Below are 20,943 nucleotides of genomic sequence, written 5' to 3' on the forward strand. Positions count from 1 at the left end.
ATGACGGACACCGCGAACACGGCGAACACCGCGGAGGCCCGGGGCGCCACCCTGCGCCGCCGCGTCGAGGCCGAACTGCGCCGCCGAGCTGCCCCCGCACGCGCGGAACACCCCCTCTCCTACGGTCAGCGCTCGATGTGGCTGCTGCACCGCGTGGACCCCACCGGAGCCTCGTACCACATCTCCTTCGCCGCACGGGTGCAAGGCGCCGTCGACGCCGAAGCGCTGCACGCCGCGCTGCGCTCCCTGGCCGGCCGCCACGAGGCGCTGCGCACCACCTTCACCGAGCGGGACGGGGACGTACGGCAGGTCGTGCACGGCTGGCTGGAGCCCGGCTGGCAGGAGACGGACGCCACCGCGTGGGACACGGCCCGGCTCGACGCCGAGGTCCGTGCCGCCTACCGGCAGCCCTTCGACAGCGAACACGGCCCGCTGTTCCGCGCCGCCCTCTTCCGCACCGGCGCCGACGAGGCCGTACTGCAGTTGGTCGTCCACCACCTGGTGGCGGACTTCTGGTCGCTGGAACTCCTCATCGACGAACTGGGCACGCTGTACGCGGGGGAGCGCGACGGCACCGACACCCGGCTGCCCGAGGGCAACGCCCCGTACCGCGCCTTCGTCTCCTGGCAGGAGCGGTTCCTCACCGCCGAGCAGGGCAAGCGTGCCGCCGCGTACTGGCACGACCGGCTCGCCGGGGAGCTCGACATCGTCGACTGGCCCCGCTTCCGTGTGGCGCCCGACGCCGATCCGGCCGCCGGGGCCTCGGAGTTCTTCCGGCTCGACGACGAACTCGCCAAGCGCGTCTTCGCCTTCGCCCGGCAGGAGAACACCACCCCGTACATCGTGCAGCTGACCGCGTATCAGGCGCTCATAGCCCGGTACACCGGACAGGACGATGTGCTGGTCGGCATGCCGGTGTCGGGGCGCACCGACCCCTCCTTCCGCGGCAGCGTGGGATATCTGGCCGACCCCGTCGTCCTCCGCGGCGACCTGAGCGACGAGCCGTCCTTCATGGAGCTGATGCGGCGCACGCGGACCGCCGTCACCGAGGCCCTGGAGCACCACTACCCCTTCGAGCGGCTCGTGGAGGAGCTCGCGCCGCGCCGGGTGCCCGGTGTGAACCCCGTCTTCCAGACGCTGTTCGTCTACCAGAAACCGCAGCGCCTGCCCGGCCTCGCCGCTCTGCACTGGGGCGCGGAGCCCGGCGCCGACGCGCCCGCCGTGCCCTGGGCCGGCCTGACGCTGCGCCCCCACCGGCTGCCCCAGCAGGAGGGCCAGCTCGACCTGATGCTCGAAGTCGCGGAGGACGGCGAACGGCTGCTCGGGACGCTCAAGTACCGCCCCGCCGTCTTCTCGCCCGCCGCCGCACGCGGGGTGATCGAGCACTACGCCGCCCTGCTGCGGGCCGCCCTCGACGACCCGCGCGCCGGTGTCGCGAGCCTGCCGCTGGTCACCGGCTCCGGCGTCCCGCGGGCCGTGGGAGCGGCCGCGGAGCCGGTGGTCGACGCCGACGACAGCATCGTGCGGCGCTTCGCCGCGGCGGCCAGGACCCACGCCGACCGGATAGCGATCCGGCACGACGGGACCACGCTGACCTACCGTCAACTCGACGCCCTCGGTGAGCGCTGGGCAGCGGCCCTGCGCGCGGGCGGCACCCGGCACGGCGACCGGGTGGCCCACCTGCTCGCGCCCTCGACGGAGACCGTGGTGGCCCTGGTGAGCACGGCCAAGGCGGGCGCGGCCGCGGTCTGCCTCGACCCGCACCACCCCCCGGCCCGGCTCCGGGCCATGCTCGACGACTGCGGCGCCACGACGGTGCTCACCACCCGCGCCCTGGCACCTCTGCTCGACGGAGCCGACACAGGGGTCCGGCTCCTGTACATGGACGAGTACACGGGTGAGTACATGGACGCCGACGTGGACGAGCGCACGGACGGGGAACGCGCGCCGGAGCCGCCGGCCCTCACCCCCGACGACCTGCTCTACACGGTCTACACCTCCGGCTCGACCGGCACCCCCAAGGGAATCGACGTCGAGCACCGCAACGTCCTGAGCCTGATCGACGCCATGCGGGAGCACGTCGAGCCCGACCCGGAGGCGGTCTGGTGCCTCTTCCACTCCACCGCGTTCGACCTGTCCGTCTGGGAGCACTGGGGCAGCCTCCTCTCCGGGGCCTGCCTGGTGGTGATCGGGGCGGAGACCGCCCGTGCGCCCGACGCGCTGCGCCGGCTGCTCGTGGCGGAGGGCGTGACCCATCTGACGCACACCCCGTCGGCGCTGCACGGCCTCGCCGCGGAGGTCGCGGCGCACGGCGCCGACGGGCTGCGGCTGCGGCACGTCTTCAGCTGCGGCGAACTGCTCTCCGCCGGTACGGCCAGGTACGCCCTGGACTGGTGCGGCACGCTGTGGAACTGCTACGGCCCCGCCGAGACCACGGTGTGGGTCACCGCCCACCGGGTGCGCGCGGAGGACTGCCGCGGCGCTTCCGTGCCGGTCGGCGGCCCGCTCGCCAACGCGGCGCTGTACGTCCTGGACGCGCACCGCCAGGTCGTGCCGGGCGAGGTGACCGGAGAGCTGTACATCGGGGGACAGGCCGTCGCACGCGGCTATGTGAACCGGCCGCGGCTGCTCGCGGAGCGCTATCTGCCCGACCCCTTCGCCGGCGGCACCGCCCGCATGTACCGCTCTGGCGACCTCGCGCGGGTCGACGCGGAGGGCCGCGTCGAGATCCTGGGCCGGGCCGACAACCAGGTGAAGGTCAGCGGGTACCGCATCGAGCTGGAGGAGATCGAGGCCGCCCTCGACCGGGTGCCGGGCGTGGACCGCTCCGTCGTGCTGGTCGAGGGAGCGGGGGCCGGGGCCCGCAGCCTGACGGCGTGCGTCGTACCGGCACGCCCCGGCGCGGCCCCCGCGGAGGCGGAGCTGCGGGCCGCGCTGCTGGACACGCTGCCCCCGTACATGGTGCCCACCTCCTTCGTGTTCCCCGACCGGCTGCCCCTCAACGTCAACCAGAAGACCGACCGGGCCGCGGTGGCCCGCCTCGTCGAGGCGGAGCGCGCCCGGCAGCTGCCCCGGCAGTCCGCCGCACCGGCCGCGGGCAACTGGATGGAACGCGCCGTGGCCGAGGTGTGGCGCCGCGTCCTGCGCCGCGACGGGATCGGCAGGACCGACAACTTCTTCGAGGTCGGCGGCACCTCGATGCTGCTGCTCCAAGTGCACCAGCAGCTCGGGGAGATACCCGGCGCGGCCCCCGTCGCCGTCTCGGAACTCTTCGCGTACCCGTCCGTCGCCGCACAGGCAGGGCGCCTCGCACCGGCACCGGCGGCCCGGCCCGCCGCACCGGAGGGACAGGGCGGCCGCCGCGCCGCCCTACGGAAAGCGGCCGCCCGCGGCGGCCCCCAAGCGGCACTGCGCCGTGGCCACAGGGCCCGGCGGGACGAGGCAGCCGGAGGCGACCATGAGTGACCCCCACGACGACTTCGAACCCTACGAACCGGACGAAGGCGTGCGGCCCGGCGACATCGCCGTCATCGGCATGCACGGCCGCTTCCCCGGCGCACGCGACTGCGACGAGCTCTGGCAGCGGATCAGCGCGGGCGACGACTGCGTGGGCTTCTACTCCGACGAGGAGCTGCGGGCCGCCGGAGTCACCGACGAACTGCTCGGCGACGGCCGCTATGTGAAGTCCCGCGGCGGCCTGGACGATCCGTTCGCCTTCGACCACACCTTCTTCGGCTACAGCGCCAGGGAGGGCGAACTGCTCGACCCGCAGCAGCGGCTCTTCCTGGAGACCGCATCCGAGCTGCTCGACACCGTCGGCTACTCCGGCGGACGGCCGGACGACCCGGACCACCCCGTCGTCGGCGTCTTCGCGGGCGCCTCGATGAACACCTACCTGGTCAACGTCCTTGCACGCGGCTGCGACCTGCTCTCCCTCGAGGGCACCGAGCTGATGCTGACGAACGACAAGGACTACCTGCCGACCCGGGTCTCCTACAAGCTCGGCCTCACCGGACCCAGCATCAATGTGCAGAGCGGCTGTTCGACGTCGCTGGTGGCCGTCCACGTCGCCGTGCAGAGCCTGCTGAGCGCCGAATGCGACATCGCGCTGGCCGGCGGCGTCTCGGTGCATGTGCCGCCCCGGCCCGGCTACGTCCACCAAGAAGGCCTGATGTTCTCCCCGGACGGCCGGTGCAGGCCCTTCGACGAGCAGGCGCAGGGCGCGGCGTTCGGCGACGGCGTGGGCATCGTGGCGCTGAAGCGGCTGAGCGAGGCGCTCCAGGACGGCGACGAGGTCCTCGCCGTGATCAAGGGCACCGCGATCAACAACGACGGCGCCCGCAAGGTCGGCTTCGCCGCACCCGGCGCCGCCGGACAGCGCGACGTGATCACCGAGGCGCACGGCGTCGCCGAGGTCTCCGGCCGCTCCATCGGGTACGTCGAGGCCCACGGCACCGGCACAGTGCTGGGCGATCCAGTGGAAGTCGCGGCGCTGCGCGAGGCGTTCGGCACGGACACGGCCGACACCGGGTTCTGCGCCCTGGGTTCGGTCAAGGCCAACGTCGGGCACCTCGCGGGCGCGGCGGGCGTCACCGGACTCATCAAGGCGGTGCTCGCCCTGCGGAACCGGCAACTCCCGCCCCACCCCCACCTCACCCGGCCACACCCCGAACTGCGCCTCGACGACAGCCCGTTCTACCTCAACGACAGGCTGCGGCCCTGGCCGTCGCAGGACGCCCCGCGCCGTGCCGGCGTCAGCTCCTTCGGCGTCGGCGGCACCAACGCGCACGCCGTCCTGGAGGAGGCACCGCCCGCGCCCGCCGCCGCGCCCGCCCCGGCGGGACCGCACCTGATTCCCGTCAGCGCGGCGTCGCCCAAGGCGCTCAGGACGGCACTGGAGCGGCTGGCCGACCGGCTCGACGCCGCCACCGACATCTCCGCCGATATCTCCGTTGGCAGCCCGGCCGCCGCCCCCGCACTCGCGGACGTCGCCCACACCCTGCTCGTCGGCCGGCGCACCTTCCCGTACCGCATCGCGGTCCGCGGCCGGACGCACCGGGAGGTGGCCGAGCGGCTCCGGTCCTGCGCCGCACAGGCCCACGACCCGGCGGCCGTCGAGTTCCCGGCGCCGGTCACGCTGTTCCTGGGCCGTGGCCCGTACGGCCCCGCGCTCGCCGGACCCGTTGCGGAATTCGCCTCCGTGCGTACGGTTCTGGAGCACGCCCGGAGCCTGCTCGCCGACGCCGGAGTCGCTCCCGCACGGGCCGCCGAGGTGATCGCCGAGGCGCTGTCGGGGCGGCCCGAGCCCGCCCTGCGGGACCTCGCCGCGTTCCTCTCCCAGTACGCGATCGCCACGCTGTGGCTCGACGCCGGGCTGCTGCCGGACGCCGTGGCGGGCGCGGGCGCCGGCGAACTCGCCGCGGCCTGCGTCACCGAGGCGCTGCCCCTGGCCGACGCGCTCGCCCTGCTCGCCCAGCGGGCCGGCCTCACCACCGGGGCGCCCGCGCCACGGACCGGCCCCGGCACCCTGCCCCTCCTCTCGGCCGCGTTGGGCGGCCCCCTGGACCCGGCCACGGTCCCGGAGCGCCACTGGACCGAGGCGATCTGGGTGCCGGGAGCCGGACTGCCCGACGGCGGCCTCAGCGGAACCGTCCTCTCCGGGGCCGTGCTCGCCGTGGCCCCGGACGACCGGAGCGCGATGTCGTACCGCGCCGGGGCAGTGGCGGCGACGGAGGAGGCGGCCCCGCTGTCCCTGCCCGCCACGGGCCACACCGGCGACCACGTCGAGGAGCACCTGCTGGACGTGGCGGCCGCCCTGTGGACCGCGGGACACGACGTGTGCTGGACCGAGTGGCGGGACGGGCCCAGGCGGCGGGTGCCGCTGCCGCCCCACCCGCTCGACCGTCGGACGCTCGTCCCGCTCCCCGGCCCCACCGCCGAGCAGAACGCCGCGGCTCAGGCCGCCCCGGAGAGCACCGCGCCGCACCGGGCCGAGCACCCCGAACAGTGGCTGTACACCGAGTCCTGGGAGCGCGCGGGCAGACTCCGTCCGGCCGCGGAACCGCCCGCCGCCGCCCGGTGGCTGCTCTTCGAGGACGAGGGAGGCCTCGGCGCCCGGCTGCGCGCCGAGCTCGCGGCCCACGGGGCCGACGCGGTGAGCGTCCGGGTCGGCCCCCGGTTCGAACGGGTCGGCCCGCGCGCCTTCACCCTCGACCCGGCCGACCCGCACGGCTGCCGGTCGCTCTTCACGGCCCTCGCCGCCGACGGGACCGTCCCTGACCACGTCGTACACCTGTGGTCGCTCGACGACCCGGACCACGGCGGCGCCGGGCTGCCCACCGCGGCCGAGACCGAACAGGCGCAGCAGCGCGGCCTCTACACCGTCCTCGACACCGCCGTCGCCCTCAGCGGCACGGCCCGCGGCGAAGGCGCCCGGGCAGGGGAAGGCGTCCGGGCAGGGGAAGGCGTCCGGGCAGGGGAAGGTGCCCGGGCAGGGGAAGGCGTCCGGGCAGGGGAAGGCGTCCGGGCAGGGGAAGGTGCCCGGACAGGGGAAGGCGCCCGGGCAGGGGAAGGTGCCCGGACAGGCGAAGGCGCCCGGGCAGGGGGAGGCGTCCGGATATCGGTCGTGGCCCGCCGCGTCTTCGACGTGCTCGGCGGCGAGCCGGTCGCCCCGGCCACCGGCACGGTGAGCGCGGCGGTCCGCGTCGTCCCGCAGGAGTTCGCCGGCCTCGACTGCCGGTGCGTCGACCCGGGGCCCACCCCGCCGACGGCCGCGGAACTGCTCGCCGAACTCACCGCCGAGGGCACGGACGAGCCCGCGGTGGCCCTGCGCAACGGCCACCGCTGGGTGCAGCGCTTCCGGCCCGCGCCCGCACCCCGCCCGGCCGACGGGACGACGGCGCTCCGGCCGGGCGGCGTCTACCTCATCACCGGCGGCCTCGGGGTGATCGGCCTCGCGCTCGCCGGCCACCTGGCGAAGGAGTACGGCGCCCGCCTCGTCCTCACCGGCCGCACGCCGCTGCCCGACCCCGCCTCGTACGCCGCATGGCTGGACACGCACACCCCGGACCACCCCGCGTACGCCAAGGTGACCGCGCTGCGCGAACTGGCCGATGTCGCGGGCGGGTTGCTGACCGCGGCCGCGGACGTCACCGACCGTGCCGCCATGGCGGAGGTCGTGGCGGAGGCGGAGCGGAGGTTCGGCGCCGTCGACGGATGGTTCCACGCGGCCGGCGTGCCGTTCGGGGACGCCGTCCAGTGGCTGGGCGCGACCGACCGCACGCAGTGGCGCGCCACGCTGGCGCCCAAGGTGCAGGGCGCCCTGGTCCTGGAGGACGTCTTCGCGGACCGCAGCATCGACTTCGGCTGCCTGGTCTCGTCGCTGGCCTCCGTGGTCGGCGGCATGGGGTACGCCGCGTACGCCGCCGCCAACACCTTCCTCGACAGCGTGGCCCTCGGGCGCGAACGGCGGCTGAGCGTCGACTGGGAGGGCTGGGCGGGCCCGAACGCGGAACCGCCCACTGGAACCGCGTCGGACGCCTGGCGGGAGCTGCGCTCGTACGCGCTGAGCACCGAAGAGGGCCTGCGCGCCTTCGACCTGGTCCTCGGACGTGTCGAGGAGCGCAGGCTCGCCGTCTCCACCGTCGACCTGGAGACCCGCAGACGGCGCTGGGCCAAGCCGGTGACCGGCGCCGCCCGGGGAGCCGCGGACGCGGTGGGCGCGCCCGACCTGGGCCCCGGCCTCGACCAGCGGCTCGCCGAGGTGTGGAGCGAGGTCCTGCACACCGAGATCGACCGCTACGACCAGAGCTTCTTCGACCTGGGCGGCGACTCGCTGCTCATCGTCGAACTCGTCCTGCGGATCGAGGAACGCCTGGGCATCCCGCTCCAGGCCGCCGACGTCCTCCAGGCCCCCACGGTGGACCACCTCACGGCACGGCTCAGAGGGGACACCGACGACCGGAACGAGACCGACGACGTCATGGCAAGGGCCGAACAACGGGCGGACCTGCGTTCCCGCAGGCGCGCGGCCCGGAACAACAGAAAGGACCGGGACGCGTGAGTGAGCATCCCAGTGTGGCGATCGTCGGCATGGCCGGACGGTTCCCCGGGGCGGACGGCGTGGACGAGCTGTGGCGCGTCCTGGACGAGGGACGGGAGACGGTACGCGGTTACGTCGACGCCGAGCTGACCCGGGCCGGAGTCCCCGCGGAGACCGTGCGCCACCCCGACTACGTGAAGCGCGGCTCCCACCTGAAGGACGTCGAGTACTTCGACGCGGCCTTCTTCGGCTACACCGGCCGGGAGGCCGAGCTGACCGACCCGCAGCAGCGGATCTTCATGGAGGTCTGCCACGAGGCCATGGAGAACGCGGGCCACGGTCCCGGCACCTTCGACGGCCCGGTCGGCATCATCGCCGGCACCCGCCGCAGCGGCTACCAGGACCTCCTCGACCGGCCCGAGTACGACAACGTCACGGACACCTACGTCAAGGCCGGCAACGAGCCCGACGCGCTGGCCACGAAGGTCGCGTACAAACTCGACCTCACCGGTCCCGCCCTCACGGTCCAGACGTTCTGCTCCACCTCGCTCGTCGCGGTCCATCTGGCCTGCCAGCAACTCCTCGACGGCGAGTGCGACATGGCGCTCGCCGGAGGCGTCGCGCTGCGCCTGCCGCAGCACACCGGCTACCTCTACCGGCAGGGCGGCACGCTCTCCCGCGACGGGCGGTGCCGCTCCTTCGACGCGGACGGCAGCGGTCTGATCTTCGGGGACGGCGCCGCCGTCGTCGTGCTGCGCCGCCTGGAGGACGCCATCGAGGACGGCGACACCGTCCTGGCCGTCATCCGCGGCTCGGCGGTGAACAACGACGGTGCCCAGCGCGCCGGTTACACGGCGCCCGGCGTGGTGGGCCAGGCGCGCGCCGTACGGGAGGCGCTCGCCGCCGCCGACGTCACGGCCGACGAGATCGGCTACGTGGAGACCCACGGGGCGGGCACACCGCTCGGCGACGGCGTCGAGTTCAAGGCGCTGACCCAGGCGTTCGGCACGGACCGGCGCGGGGTGTGCGCCATCGGCTCGGTCAAGTCGAACCTCGGCCACCTGGACTCCGCGTCCGGTGTCACCGCGCTGATCAAGACGGTCCTCGCCCTGCGGCACCGCCGGATTCCGGCGAGCCTCCACTTCGACCGGCCCAATCCGGAGATCGACTTCCTGAACAGCCCGTTCTACGTGTGCGCGGAGGCGCTGGACTGGCAGCCCGTCGGCGGGCGGCGGCTCGCCGGGGTCAACTCGCTCGGCATCGGCGGCACCAACGCCCACGTGATCGTCGAGGAGGCGCCCGAGCCGGGCCCGGCACCCGCGGGCGGCGCAGGCACCGACTCCGGGGAACAGCTCCTCGTCTGGTCGGCGCGGAGCCCCGAGGCGCTGGAGCTCCACACCGAGAACCTGCGCCGCCACCTGGAGGACCGGCCCTCGCTCGACCTCGCCGACGTGGCCTGGACGCTGCAACGCGGCCGCCAGGCCCACCGGTACCGCCGGACGCTGGTCGCCGCCGACTGCGAGGACGCCATCGCGGCGCTCGCCGCCGGCCGCTGGACGGACGGCGAGGTCGCCCCCGGCCGGACCCGCGAGGTGCGCCCGCCCGAGAGCGCCGGCGCCCTCGAAGCGGCGGGCGCGCGCTGGCTCTCCGGCGAACAGGTCGACTGGGCCGCGCTCCACACCGGTGCGCGCCGCAGGCTGCCCCTGCCCACCCACCCCATGCTGCGCAAGCGCCACTGGCCCGACGCCACGGTCCCCGAGCCCGAGCCGAAGCCCGAGCCGAAGCCTGAACCCGCGGCTGTTCCCGAGCCCGTTGTCACCACTCACAAGGACGAGGTCATGAAAGACGCTCTGCTCGACGAACTCAGGACCGTCGTCGCCACCCGCTTCAAGATGGCGCCCGAGGACCTGGACGCCCATGTGCCGTTCCTGGAGATGGGCGCGGACTCGCTGCTCCTGCTGAGCATCCTCCAGCCTCTGGAGGAGCGGTACGGATGCAAGCTCTCGATGCGGCAGTTCTTCGGTGAGTTCCAGACGCTGGACGAGCTCGCCGACTACCTGGTCGGGCACGCGGACGCGCAGCGCCTGCCCGGCGCGACGGCCGCGGTCGCGGCTCTGGTGGTTCCGGCTCCGGCTCCGGTCGCGGAGGCCGCACCGGTGTCCGCCCCCGCCCCCACAGCCGCTCCCGCCGCGCCGGATGTGCAGCTCTCGCCGGTGGTCGTTCCCGCACCTCAGGTCGCTCCCGTGCCTCCGGTCACGGCACCCGCTCCCGCGATACCCATGAGCCCCGTCGGGATGTCCGCGATCGAGCAGATCACCTCCGAGCAGTTGAAGCTGATGGGACGGCAGCTCGACGTCATCCAGAGCGCATACGGCACCGCAGTGCCGGCGGCCACCGCTCCGGCCGCTGCCCCGGTGCCGGTCCCCGAGCCGGTCACCGCCCCCGAGCCGGTCACCGCCGCACCCGCTCAGCTCCCCGCACCTCCTGCGGAGACCCCCGCCCCCACCGCCGACCAGAACGGCGCAGGCCCCAAGGTCCCGCTCGCCCCCCGCATGCGGTCCGCCGCCGCTCTGCCGCCGGACACCGCGGCGCGCAAGCAGTACCTGGACGGCTTCATCGACCGCTTCTCGCGGCGCACCCGCAAGTCCAAGGACTACGCCCAGCGGTTCCGCCCGCTGATCGCGGACAGCCGCTCCACCATCGGCTTCCGGATGTCGACCAAGGAACTGCTCTTCCCGATCGTCGCCGAGCAGGGCCGCGGCGCCCGTCTGTGGGACGTCGACGGCAACGAGTTCGTCGACCTGACGATGGGCTTCGGCGTCCACTTCTTCGGGCACCAGTACGAGCCGATCATGAACGCCGTGCGGGAGCGCATGGACGTCGGGTTCGGTCTCGGGCCGCGCACCGAGCTGACCGAGGACGTGGCCGCCTCCATCCTGGAGCTGACCGGGATGGAGCGCGTCGCCTTCGTCAACACCGGCAGCGAGGCCGTGATGAACGCGGTGCGCCTGGCCCGCGCGGCCACCAAGCGCGACAAGATCGTCATCTTCTCGACCGGCTACCACGGCCACGCCGACGGCGTGCTCGCCGCCCCGACCTGGGTGGACGGCGACCTCCGTACGAAGCCGATCGCCACCGGCGTCACCTCCCGCAGCGTGCAGGACGTCTACGTCCTGGAGTTCGGCACCGAGGAGGCGCTCTCCTTCATCGACCGGCACGGCAGCGAGCTGGCCGCCGTCATGGTCGAGCCGGTGACGACCCGTCACCCGGGCAACCAGCAGCCCGAGTTCCTGCGCCAGCTGCGCCGTCTGACGTACCAGCACGGCGCGAAGATGATCTTCGACGAGATGGTCACCGGCTTCCGCGCCCACCCCGGCGGCATCCAGGGGCTGTGGGACATCCAGGCCGACATCGTCACCTACGGCAAGGTCATCGGCGGCGGTCTGCCGCTCGGTGTGGTGGCGGGCCGCGGCGGCGTGATGGACGCCATCGACGGCGGCGTCTGGCACTACGGCGACAGCTCCTACCCGACGGTCGAATCGACCTTCTTCGGCGGTACGTTCTGCCAGCACCCGCTCTCGATGGTCGCGGCGAAGACCGTACTGGACGAGATGCGCGCCACCGGCCCCGCGCTGCAGGCGGACCTCGCCCGCAAGACCGAGCGGTTCACCGACGCCCTGAACGCCGACTTCAAGGCCCTCGAAGTACCCATCAGCGTCGACCGGTTCGCCTCGCTCTTCCGCTTCGAGCACGACGCGAACCTCGACCTCTTCTACTACAACCTCCTCGACAAGGGCGTCTACGTCTGGGAGTGGCGCTGCTGCTTCCTCTCCACCGCCCACACCGAGGACGACCTGACCACCACCCGCAGGGTGATCCGCGAGTCCATCGAGGAGCTGCGCGACAACAAGCTGCTGCCCCCGCTGTCCGGTACGGCGAGCGCGCCCCCCGCGCTCCCCGCGGCAGCGGCGCCCGCCACCACCCCCGCGTCCGCGGCGGCCACCGCCGGCGAGGGAGCCTCCTTTCCGGCAGGCCGCGCACATCAGCAGCTCTGGGCGCTGGCCAACATCCATGACGGCGGTTCCCTCGCGTACAACCTGAACGCCGACTTCTGGCTCGACGGCACACTGGACGGGGCCGCGCTGCGCACCGCCGTGCGCGGGCTGGTCGACCGGCACGAGTCGCTGCGCATGACCATGAGCGCGGACGGCAGCACCATCGAGGTGCGCGCCGGCGCCGACCTGCCGGTCGACTCCGTCCTGCGCACCGAGGCCGCCGCGAGCGACGAGGAGCGCGACCGTCTCCTCGAGGAGCTGGCCGGACGCCGCTACGACCTGGTGAACGGCCCCCTGTTCAAGGTGACCGTCATCCGCACCGGACAGGACCGGCACCTGCTGCACCTCGGCGTGCACCACCTCGCCGCCGACGGCTGGTCGACCGTGCCGATGCTCGGCGACCTGGTCGCGCTCTACAACGAAGCCCGCACCGGCGTCCCCGCGCACCTCGGCCCCGTGCCCCAGCTGCGCGACTTCCTCGCCTGGCAGCGGGAGAACGCGGCGTCCCCCGACGCCGCCACCCACCGGGCGTACTGGGAAAGGATCACCGAGCGGGCACCGGAGCTCGACCTGCCCGGCGCGGCCCACCGGGTCCCGACGTTCCGCAGCGAGCGCCGCACCCTGCGGCTCGAAGGCGAACTGCTGCAGAAGCTGCGCAGGGCGGCCGCCGCGCAGGGCGTCACCGTCTTCGCCTACCTGGTGTCGGCGTGGGGCACCCTGCTCCAGCGCCTCACCGACCAGCGCGAACTGATGCTGCTCGTGCCGTCGGCGGCCCGGCCGCCGCACCTGGACAGGACCGTCGGCTACTGCACCAACCTGCTGCCGCTGCGCTTCGGCCCCGACGCCGGCGACCGGGTCGGCGCCTGCGTCGGCGCGGTCCAGGAGCAGCTGCTCGACGCCATGGACCACGACACGTACCCGTTCGCCGAGACCGTGCACGCGCTCGACCGGGCCGCCACCGGCTCCGCGGGCCGCGTATTCCGCACCGTCCTCGCCTTCGACCGCGAGGTGACGCTGCCCGACATGCACGGGCTGCGCATCGAGGAAGCGGGCCTGACCCCGGTCCGGCACGCCATCTACCCGCTCTACGCGAGCGTCACGGACACCGGGTCCGGCTACCGCTGCGACTTCGACACGCACCTCGACGCGTTCCCCGAGGCGGTCACCCGGCAGCTGCCCGAGCTCTTCCGCGACGTGCTCGTCGCGATGACCGAGGACGGCGACCGGCCGCTGTCCGACATCGACCCGCGCCGCCAGGACGAGCGCGCCAAGCTGCTCGGCTGGGGGCGCGGCCCCGACGTCGAGCTCGGCTCGCGCACCGTCTGCGAACTCTTCGAGGACCAGGCGGCCCGCACCCCGGACCGCACGGCCGTCGCCTGCGAGGACCGCACCCTGACGTACGCGGAGCTCGACGACCGCGCCGACCGGTTCGCGGACGTCCTGCACCGCAGGCTCGGCATCGGCCCGGAGTCCGTGGTCGGCATCAGGCTGCCCCGCTCCGAGAAGTTCCTGATCACGATCCTCGCGCTGTGGAAGTGCGGCGCCGCCTACGTGCCCCTGGAACCCAAGCACCCCCTCCAGCGGCACCTGAAGGTGCTCGGGCTGAGCCAGGCGGTCGCGGTCGTCTCCGAGGAGCAGTACGAGCCGGACTCCGTCGACGGCGACGTCACCTGGCTGCGCTACCCGGACCTCGTCGCCGAGGGCGCGGCCGCGGAGGGCGGGCCGCTCGGCCTGCGCCGGCCGATGGACGCCGCCGCGTACATCATGTTCTCGTCGGGCTCGACCGGTGAGCCCAAGGGCATCGTGATCGAGCAGCGGGCCATGCTCAACCACGTCCTCGCGAAGATCGAGGACTACGAACTGGACGGCCCCGACGAGATCCTCGCGCAGAACGCCCCCAGCTCCTTCGACATCTCCGTGTGGCAGTTCGTCGCCCCGCTCCTCGGCGGCGGCCAGACCCGCGTCTACCCCGACGCGGCCGTCGAGGACCCGGCCACCTTCGTCGACCTCGTCGACCGGCACGGCGTCACCGTCCTGGAACTCGTCCCGAGCTACCTCGCGATGATGCTCGACGAGCTCGACCTCTCGAACCGGACCGGCATCCTCACCGCCCTGCACCACGTCGTGCTGCAGGCCGAACCGCTGAAGCCGTCCCTGGTGGCCCGCTGGTACGCCCGCTTCCCGGACACCGTGATGTCCAACGCGTACGGCGCCACGGAGACCGCCGACGACGTCCTGCACCCGGTCACCACCGTCCCCGAAGGCGACCTCACCCCGACCGGCAAGCCCATCCGCAACTCCGCCGTCTACATCGTGGACGAGGAGCTCAAGCCGGTGCCCGTCGGCGTACGCGGTGAACTGCTCGTCGCGGGCGTCCCCATCGGCCGCGGCTACCTCACCGAGACCCCGGCCAACGCGCGGGCGTTCCTCGACCACAACCCCGTCGAGCCCGAGCGCCCCGGCCGGGTCTACCGCACGGGCGACATGGCCCGCTGGCGCGACGACGGGCAGATCGAGATCCTCGGCCGCACCGACCACCAGGTGAAGGTCCGCGGCCAGCGGGTCGAACTCGGCGAGATCGAGCGGGTCCTCGACGGCCTCGACCAGGTCTCCGACGCGGTCGTGCAGCACTTCCCCGTGCCCGACGGAGGCGGCTCCTACCTCGTCGGCTACGTGGTCGCGGCGCCCGGCACCGCCCTCGACACCGACGCGCTGCGCGCCGTCCTGCGCGAGCAGCTGCCCGACTACATGGTCCCCGCGCACCTCGTGCCGCTCGACGCGCTGCCCCTGAACGACAGCGGGAAGATCGACCGCAAGGCGCTGGAGGAGCCCCGGGCCTTCACCGGCCGCAAACACGCCCTCACCCCGCCCCGGCACTCCGTGGACGACGTGGTGCTGCGCTCCGCCAAGACCCTCTTCGGCCACGCCGACCTCGGCATCGACGACGACTTCTTCGAGCTCGGCGGCAACTCCATCTCGGCGATCCGCCTCACCCAGCTCGTCCGCGAGGCCTTCGGCATCGACCTGCCGGGCATCACCATCTTCGAGAACCCCGTCCTGCGCGACTTCGGCGACGCGGTCGCCGCCCGGGCCTTCGACCCGATGGCGCCCATCCAGGCCGCGCCGGACAAGGAGACCTACCGGGCGTCCGCGGCCGAGGAGCGCATGCACTTCCTGTGGACGCTCGACCCGGACAGCAACCTCTACAACATCCCGATGGCCTTCGTCGTACGGGGACCTGTCGACCGCGAACGGCTGCGGCGGGCGGTCGACGCGGTCGTGACCAAGCACGACATCCTGCGCACCACCTTCCACATGGAGGACGGCAGGCTCGTCCAGCGCGTCCTGCCCTCCGTCGACGTGCCGGTCACCGACCTGGGCACCACCGACGAGTCCCTGGAGGAGCTGGTGCGCGGCTGGGTGAAGCCGCACGACCTCCGGACAGGACCGCCGATGCGCACGGCCCTCGCCGTCCGCCCCGGCGGCGACGAGCACGTGCTGCTCCTCGACCTGCCGCACATCGTCCTGGACGAGGGCTCCATGCCCGTCCTGTTCCGCGACCTCTCCACGGCCTACCGCGGCGAGCCGCTGGCGCCGGCGGAGCTCACGTACAAGGACTTCGCCGAGTGGGAGCAGCTCTACCGCGGCTCCGACTCCTACGCCAAGGACCGCACGTACTGGCTGGACCGGTTCGAGAACCCGCCGCCCGCCCTCCAGTTCCCCTACCGCCCGCGGCCCGCGGTGCTCGACCTGACCGGACGCAGGCATTCCTTCGCCCTGGACGCCGAACTGACCCGGCGGCTGCGCGAGTACTGCAAGAGCCACCGCGCCACCCCGTACATGGTGCTGCTCAGCACCTTCAACCTGCTGCTCTCGCAGTACACCGGTGAGGAGGACGTGGTCGTCGGCAGCCCCGTGGACGGCCGCTACCACCCGGCGTGCGCCGACATCATCGGCATGTTCGGCAACTCGCTGCCGCTGCGCACCTCCCCGCAGCGCGACAAGCCGTTCCGCGCGTACGTCAACGAGGTGCGCGCCACCGTCGTCGACGGACTCCAGCACCAGGCCTACCCGTTCGAGGAGCTCGTCAGGGAACTGGCCATCCCGCGCGACGCCAGCCGCAACCCGCTCTTCGACTTCATGTTCGTCTTCACCGACCTGGCCTCCTACACCTTCGACATGGACGGCGTCACCGGCGTCCCCGAGTCGGTCAGCATCGGCGTGGCGAAGATGGACATGACGTTCTCCGCGTACGAGCGGGAGGACACCATCCAGGTCGTCCAGGAGTACGCCACCGACGTCTTCGACCTGGACACCGTCGAGCAGATGGGCCGCCACTTCGCCCGCCTCCTCGACCAGGTCCTCGCCGCCCCCGACGCGCCGATGGGGGAGACCCGCCTCGTCACCGCCGAGGAGCGGGCACGCCTCACCGGCGCCGCACAGGTCGGCGACGGTGCCGAAGGCGACACCCTGCACGCCCTGTTCGAGCAGGCCGTCGACCGCGATCCGGAGCACGCCGCACTCGTCGGCGACGGCGTCCGGCTCAGCTACGGGGAGCTCGACGAGCGCGCCAACCGGCTCGCCCGGAAGCTGAGGGACGAGCACGGGGTACGCCGCGAGGAGCCCGTCGGCATCCTCACCGGCGCCTCGCACGACACCGTCACGGCGATGCTGGCCGTCCTCAAGGCGGGCGGCGCCTACGTGCCGTTCGACCGCACCACGCCCACCGCGCGCGTCGGCGAACTCCTCACCGCGGCCGGCGCCACGGTGCTGGTCGGCGACCTCGCCGAGCAGGCCGCGCTGCCCGACGGCGTCCGCCTGATCGCACCGGACGCCGCGCTCGGGGACAGCCCCGCCGAGCGGCTCGAAGAGGTCAACGGCCCCAAGGACCTCGCCTACATCATGTTCACCTCCGGCTCCACCGGCCGGCCCAAGGGCGTCCTCGTGGAACACGCCGGAGTCAGGCGGCTCTCCCACCGGCCCGCCTACCTCTCCGCGGGCGCCGACGACAAGGTGCTCCAGGCCACCAGCTGGGGCTTCGACATGTCCGCGGCCAGCATGTACACCGCCCTGCTCAACGGCGCCACCCTGGTCTGCCCCACCCACGAGGAGATCCTCGACCGGACGGCCCTGCACCGCCTCGTGCGGGCGGAGGACATCAGCGTCGCCTTCTTCAGCACCGCCTACTTCCACCTGCTCGCCGACGTCGCCATGGAGTGCCTTGAGCCCATCGGGACGCTGGTGACCGGCGGTGAGCGGATGTCGGCCGAGCACGCCCGTCGCGTCGTCCAACACATGGGCCCCGGCCGCCTGATCAACGGCTACGGCCCCACGGAGGGCACCGTGTTCGCCACCGCGCACCGCGTGGACAAGGTCGAGGACGACGCGGTGTCCGTACCCATCGGCACCCCCGTCGACGAGACCCGCGTCTACCTCCTCATGCCGCACGGCGAACCCGCCCCCGACGGCATCGCGGGCGAACTGTGCATCTCCGGCCCCGGCGTCGCCCGCGGCTACCTGGGCGCCGAGGACGACCAGGACGGACCGTTCAGGCCCGATCCGTTCGTCGAGGGCGCCCGCATGTACCGCACGGGCGACCTAGCCCGCCGGCTGCCGGACGGCACCGTCGAGTTCATGGGCCGCAACGACGACCAGCTCAAGATCCGCGGCTTCCGCGTCGAACCCGCCGAGACCGAGGCGGCCCTGCGCGGCTGCCCCGGCGTACTGGACGCCCGGGTCGTGCCCCTCACCGCCGACGGCGAGACCTACCTCTGCGCCTACCTCGTCGCCGACGACGAGTCCGTGGCCGCCGCGGCCCGCCGCGAACTCGACGACAGGCTCCCCTCCTACCTGCGGCCCGGCGCCTATGTGGTCCTCGACGAACTGCCCCTCAACGCGAGCGGCAAGGTCGACAGGAAGGCGCTGCCCCTGCCCGAGAAGAGCGGCTCCACCGGCGCCGGGGAACCGGAGCCCGCCGAGGCCCGCGACGCCACCGAGAGCGAGGTGCTCCGCGTCTGGGCCAAGGTGCTCGGCGTCGACGCACCGCAGCCGAACGACAACTTCTTCGAGGCGGGCGGCCATTCACTGAAGGCGGTCGCCCTGATGGCCGAGATCCGGGAGTCCTTCGGAGTCGACATCCGGCTGATGGACTTCTTCCCGGTACCCACCGCCCGCGCGCTGGCGGAGCACATCGACAACGCGAAGTGGCTCGAGCCGGGCGGCGACGACACCGCGGCGCCCACGGACCATGAGGAGTTCTACATCTGATGACGAGCATCACCGCCGCGGATGTGGCGGGTCTGCTGTCACGGTTGCGTACGGCGGGCGTCCAGCTCCGGGCCGAGAACGGCCGGCTCGTGCTGGACGCCCCCCGGGGCACCGTCGACGACGACCTGCTCGCCCTCGTGCGCGCGTCCAAGGAAGAGCTCCTGCGCAGGCTCACCGCCGGCGGCGGGACCGGCCCGTCGGCGGCCCGCCTCCCGGCGGCCGCGCCCGCCCAGTGGTACCCGCTCTCCTCCGGACAGCAGCGCCTCTACTACACCCAGCTGCTCTACCCCGACTCGGTCACCTACCAGATCCTCGACGTCCTGCGCCTGGACGGCACCGTCGACGCCGAACGCGTCGAGAACACCCTGCGCGCGCTCGTACGGCGGCACGAAGGGCTGCGCACCGGTTTCGACCTGGTCGACGACGAGCCCCGGTTCACCGTCCACGACGAGGTCGACTTCCACCTCGAACGCGTCACAGACCCGGACTTCACACCACGGGACACCGCGGACTTCGTGCGGCCCTTCGACCTCACCGCGCCACCGCTGCTCCGCGGCCGTCTCGTCGAGGTCCGCGACGACCTGCACTACCTGCTCCTCGACAAGCACCACCTGGTGTTCGACGCGGCGTCACGGGAGCCCTTCGCCCGTGACTTCGCCCGCATCCACCGCGGCGGGACCCCGCCCCCGCCGGCCCGCACGTACAAGGACTTCGCGGTCTGGCAGAACGACCTCGAAGGCGCCGAACTCGGTGCGGCGGCCGCCCACTGGGACACGGTGTTCTCCGCCGCGCCCCGCATCGGCCCCGACCCCGTCAAGGCACACCCCGAACTGTTCGGCACCGACTCCCGCCGGGCCCACGTCGACCTCACCGGGGAGGAGATCCGGCAGGCCGGCGCGTACTGCCGTGCCCAGGGGCTCACCACGGCGACGTTCCTCCAGGCCGCCTACCACGTCGCCCTGCACCGGTTCAGCGGCCAGGCCGAAGTCGTGGTGGGCTTCCCCGTCGACCTGCGGGCGGGCGTCGGCCTCGACGACCAGCTCGGCCTCTTCGTCAACACCGTCCCCGTACGCTCCTTCCCGGAGGACCGGCTGCTCTTCACCGAGTACGCCGCCACCGTCCGGGACGGCGTGCTCGCCGCGATCGACCACGGCCAGTACCCCTACGACGCCCTCGTCGACCGGGTGTCGGCACGGCGGAACATGAGCGAGGACCCCCTCGTCGACGGGTTCTTCAACATGGCCACCGCCGGGACCGGTCCGAGTCCCTGGGCCGCGGCCGGCCTGACCGAGGAAGCCGGGGACCCGAAGGCGGCGCTGCCCGAACTCCCCTGCCTCGCCTGCCGGTTCGACCTCACACTGAGCGTCCTGGAAGGGCCCGGCACGCTGCGCCTCGACCTGGAGTGCACCACCGCGCTGCTCGACGTGGCGACGGTCGGGCGGATCGTCCGGGACATGGCCGCGGTCGTCCGCCACGTCGTCGCCGACCCGGGGGCGACCATCGGCGCCCTGCCGGGCGCGGAGGCGGTCACGTGATCACGGCGAACCCGTTCGAGCTCCGGTTCCCCGAAGTCTTCTTCGAGCTGACCGGCTTCACCCCGGCCGGCCGGACCCTGCTGAAGCTGGAGGGCTTCGGCGCCACCGGCTCCATCAAGCTGAAGCCCGCCCTCTTCATGGTCGACCGGCTGGAGCGGGAAGGACGGCTGCAGCCCGGCCGCTCCACCCTCGTCGAGTCCTCCTCGGGAAACCTGGGCCTCGCGCTCGCCCTGGTCTGCCGTATGCGCGGCTACGGATTCATCTGCGTCACCGACCCCAACGTGTCACCCGCCAACCTCCGGGCCATCCGCGCGTACGGCGGCCAGATCGAGACGGTGACCACCAAGGACGCCCAGGGCGGCTATCTGCGGACCCGCCTCGAGCTGGTGCGCAGGCTGGTCGCCGAGGCACCCGACCGCATCTGGCTGAACCAGTACGCGAACCCGGCGAACCTGGAGGCACACGCCCGCTGGACCGCCGAGGAGATCCTGCGTTCCCTGCCCGACGTCACCCACCTGTACGTGGGCACCGGCACCACCGGCACCATGATGGGCATCGCCAGGCACTTCGCCGAGTTCTCCCCGAAGACCGAACTGATCGCCGTGGAACCCGAGGGCTCGGTCACCTTCGGCAGCGGCAGGCCGGGACGCCGCCGGCTGCCGGGCGTCGGCACCAGCCGCCCGCCGGAGATCGCGGACGCGGACCAGGTGCACCGCATCACGTACGTGGCCGAGCGGGACGCCGTGCTCCGCTGCCATCAGGCGGTGAACGAACACGGGCTGCTCGTCGGCTGCTCCACCGGCCACGTGCTGCACGCCATCTCCGCCGACGCCGACTTGTTCTCGCCGGACAGCACCGTCGTCGGCATCAGCGCGGACCTCGGCGACAAGTATCTGGACACGGTCTACGACCCGCAGTGGCTGCGGGACAACTTCGTGGAGCTCGACACGGAGGACGTCATGTTCCCGACCGGCCCCGGCCGGCCCCTCTGCGGACCGCTGAGCGACTACCTCACCGAGCACCCCGTCTCATGAACGGAGCCAGT

General features: G+C 73.1%; 5 protein-coding genes. All 5 read left to right on the forward strand.

Annotated elements, in window-relative coordinates; translation table 11 throughout:
* The 5 genes from ACZ56E_RS21045 to sbnA are packed head-to-tail and all read left to right on the forward strand — an operon-like array spanning position 1 to position 20,932.
* A complete protein-coding gene (locus tag ACZ56E_RS21045) occupies positions 1-3,465 on the forward strand; it encodes a non-ribosomal peptide synthetase (RefSeq protein WP_471216162.1) in 3,465 nt (1,154 codons plus the stop codon).
* The gene (locus tag ACZ56E_RS21050; RefSeq protein WP_471216164.1) at positions 3,458-8,062 is read left to right on the forward strand and encodes a type I polyketide synthase; all 4,605 of its coding nucleotides are present in this window, start codon (positions 3,458-3,460) and stop codon (positions 8,060-8,062) included. Before ACZ56E_RS21045 ends, ACZ56E_RS21050 begins: the two co-directional genes overlap by 8 nt.
* A complete protein-coding gene (locus ACZ56E_RS21055) occupies positions 8,059-18,363 on the forward strand; it encodes an amino acid adenylation domain-containing protein (RefSeq protein WP_471216166.1) in 10,305 nt (3,434 codons plus the stop codon). Before ACZ56E_RS21050 ends, ACZ56E_RS21055 begins: the two co-directional genes overlap by 4 nt.
* The gene (locus tag ACZ56E_RS21060; protein ID WP_471216168.1) at positions 18,363-19,898 is read left to right on the forward strand and encodes a condensation domain-containing protein; all 1,536 of its coding nucleotides are present in this window, start codon (positions 18,363-18,365) and stop codon (positions 19,896-19,898) included. Before ACZ56E_RS21055 ends, ACZ56E_RS21060 begins: the two co-directional genes overlap by 1 nt.
* Positions 19,895-20,932, forward strand: coding sequence for a 2,3-diaminopropionate biosynthesis protein SbnA (gene sbnA, locus ACZ56E_RS21065; RefSeq protein WP_471216170.1), 1,038 nt, complete (start codon positions 19,895-19,897; stop codon positions 20,930-20,932). Before ACZ56E_RS21060 ends, sbnA begins: the two co-directional genes overlap by 4 nt.
* Positions 20,933-20,943: the final 11 nt, after the last annotated feature.

The sequence above is a fragment of the Streptomyces sp. NPDC039480 genome, from assembly GCF_055597165.1.

What these genes read in the sequence shown, in the direction of transcription:
- ACZ56E_RS21045 (WP_471216162.1), top strand. Translation starts at nt 1, where the DNA reads ATGACGGACACCGCGAACACGGCGAACACCGCGGAGGCCCGGGGCGCC.
- ACZ56E_RS21050 (WP_471216164.1), top strand. Translation starts at nt 3,458, where the DNA reads ATGAGTGACCCCCACGACGACTTCGAACCCTACGAACCGGACGAAGGC.
- ACZ56E_RS21060 (WP_471216168.1), top strand. Translation starts at nt 18,363, where the DNA reads ATGACGAGCATCACCGCCGCGGATGTGGCGGGTCTGCTGTCACGGTTG.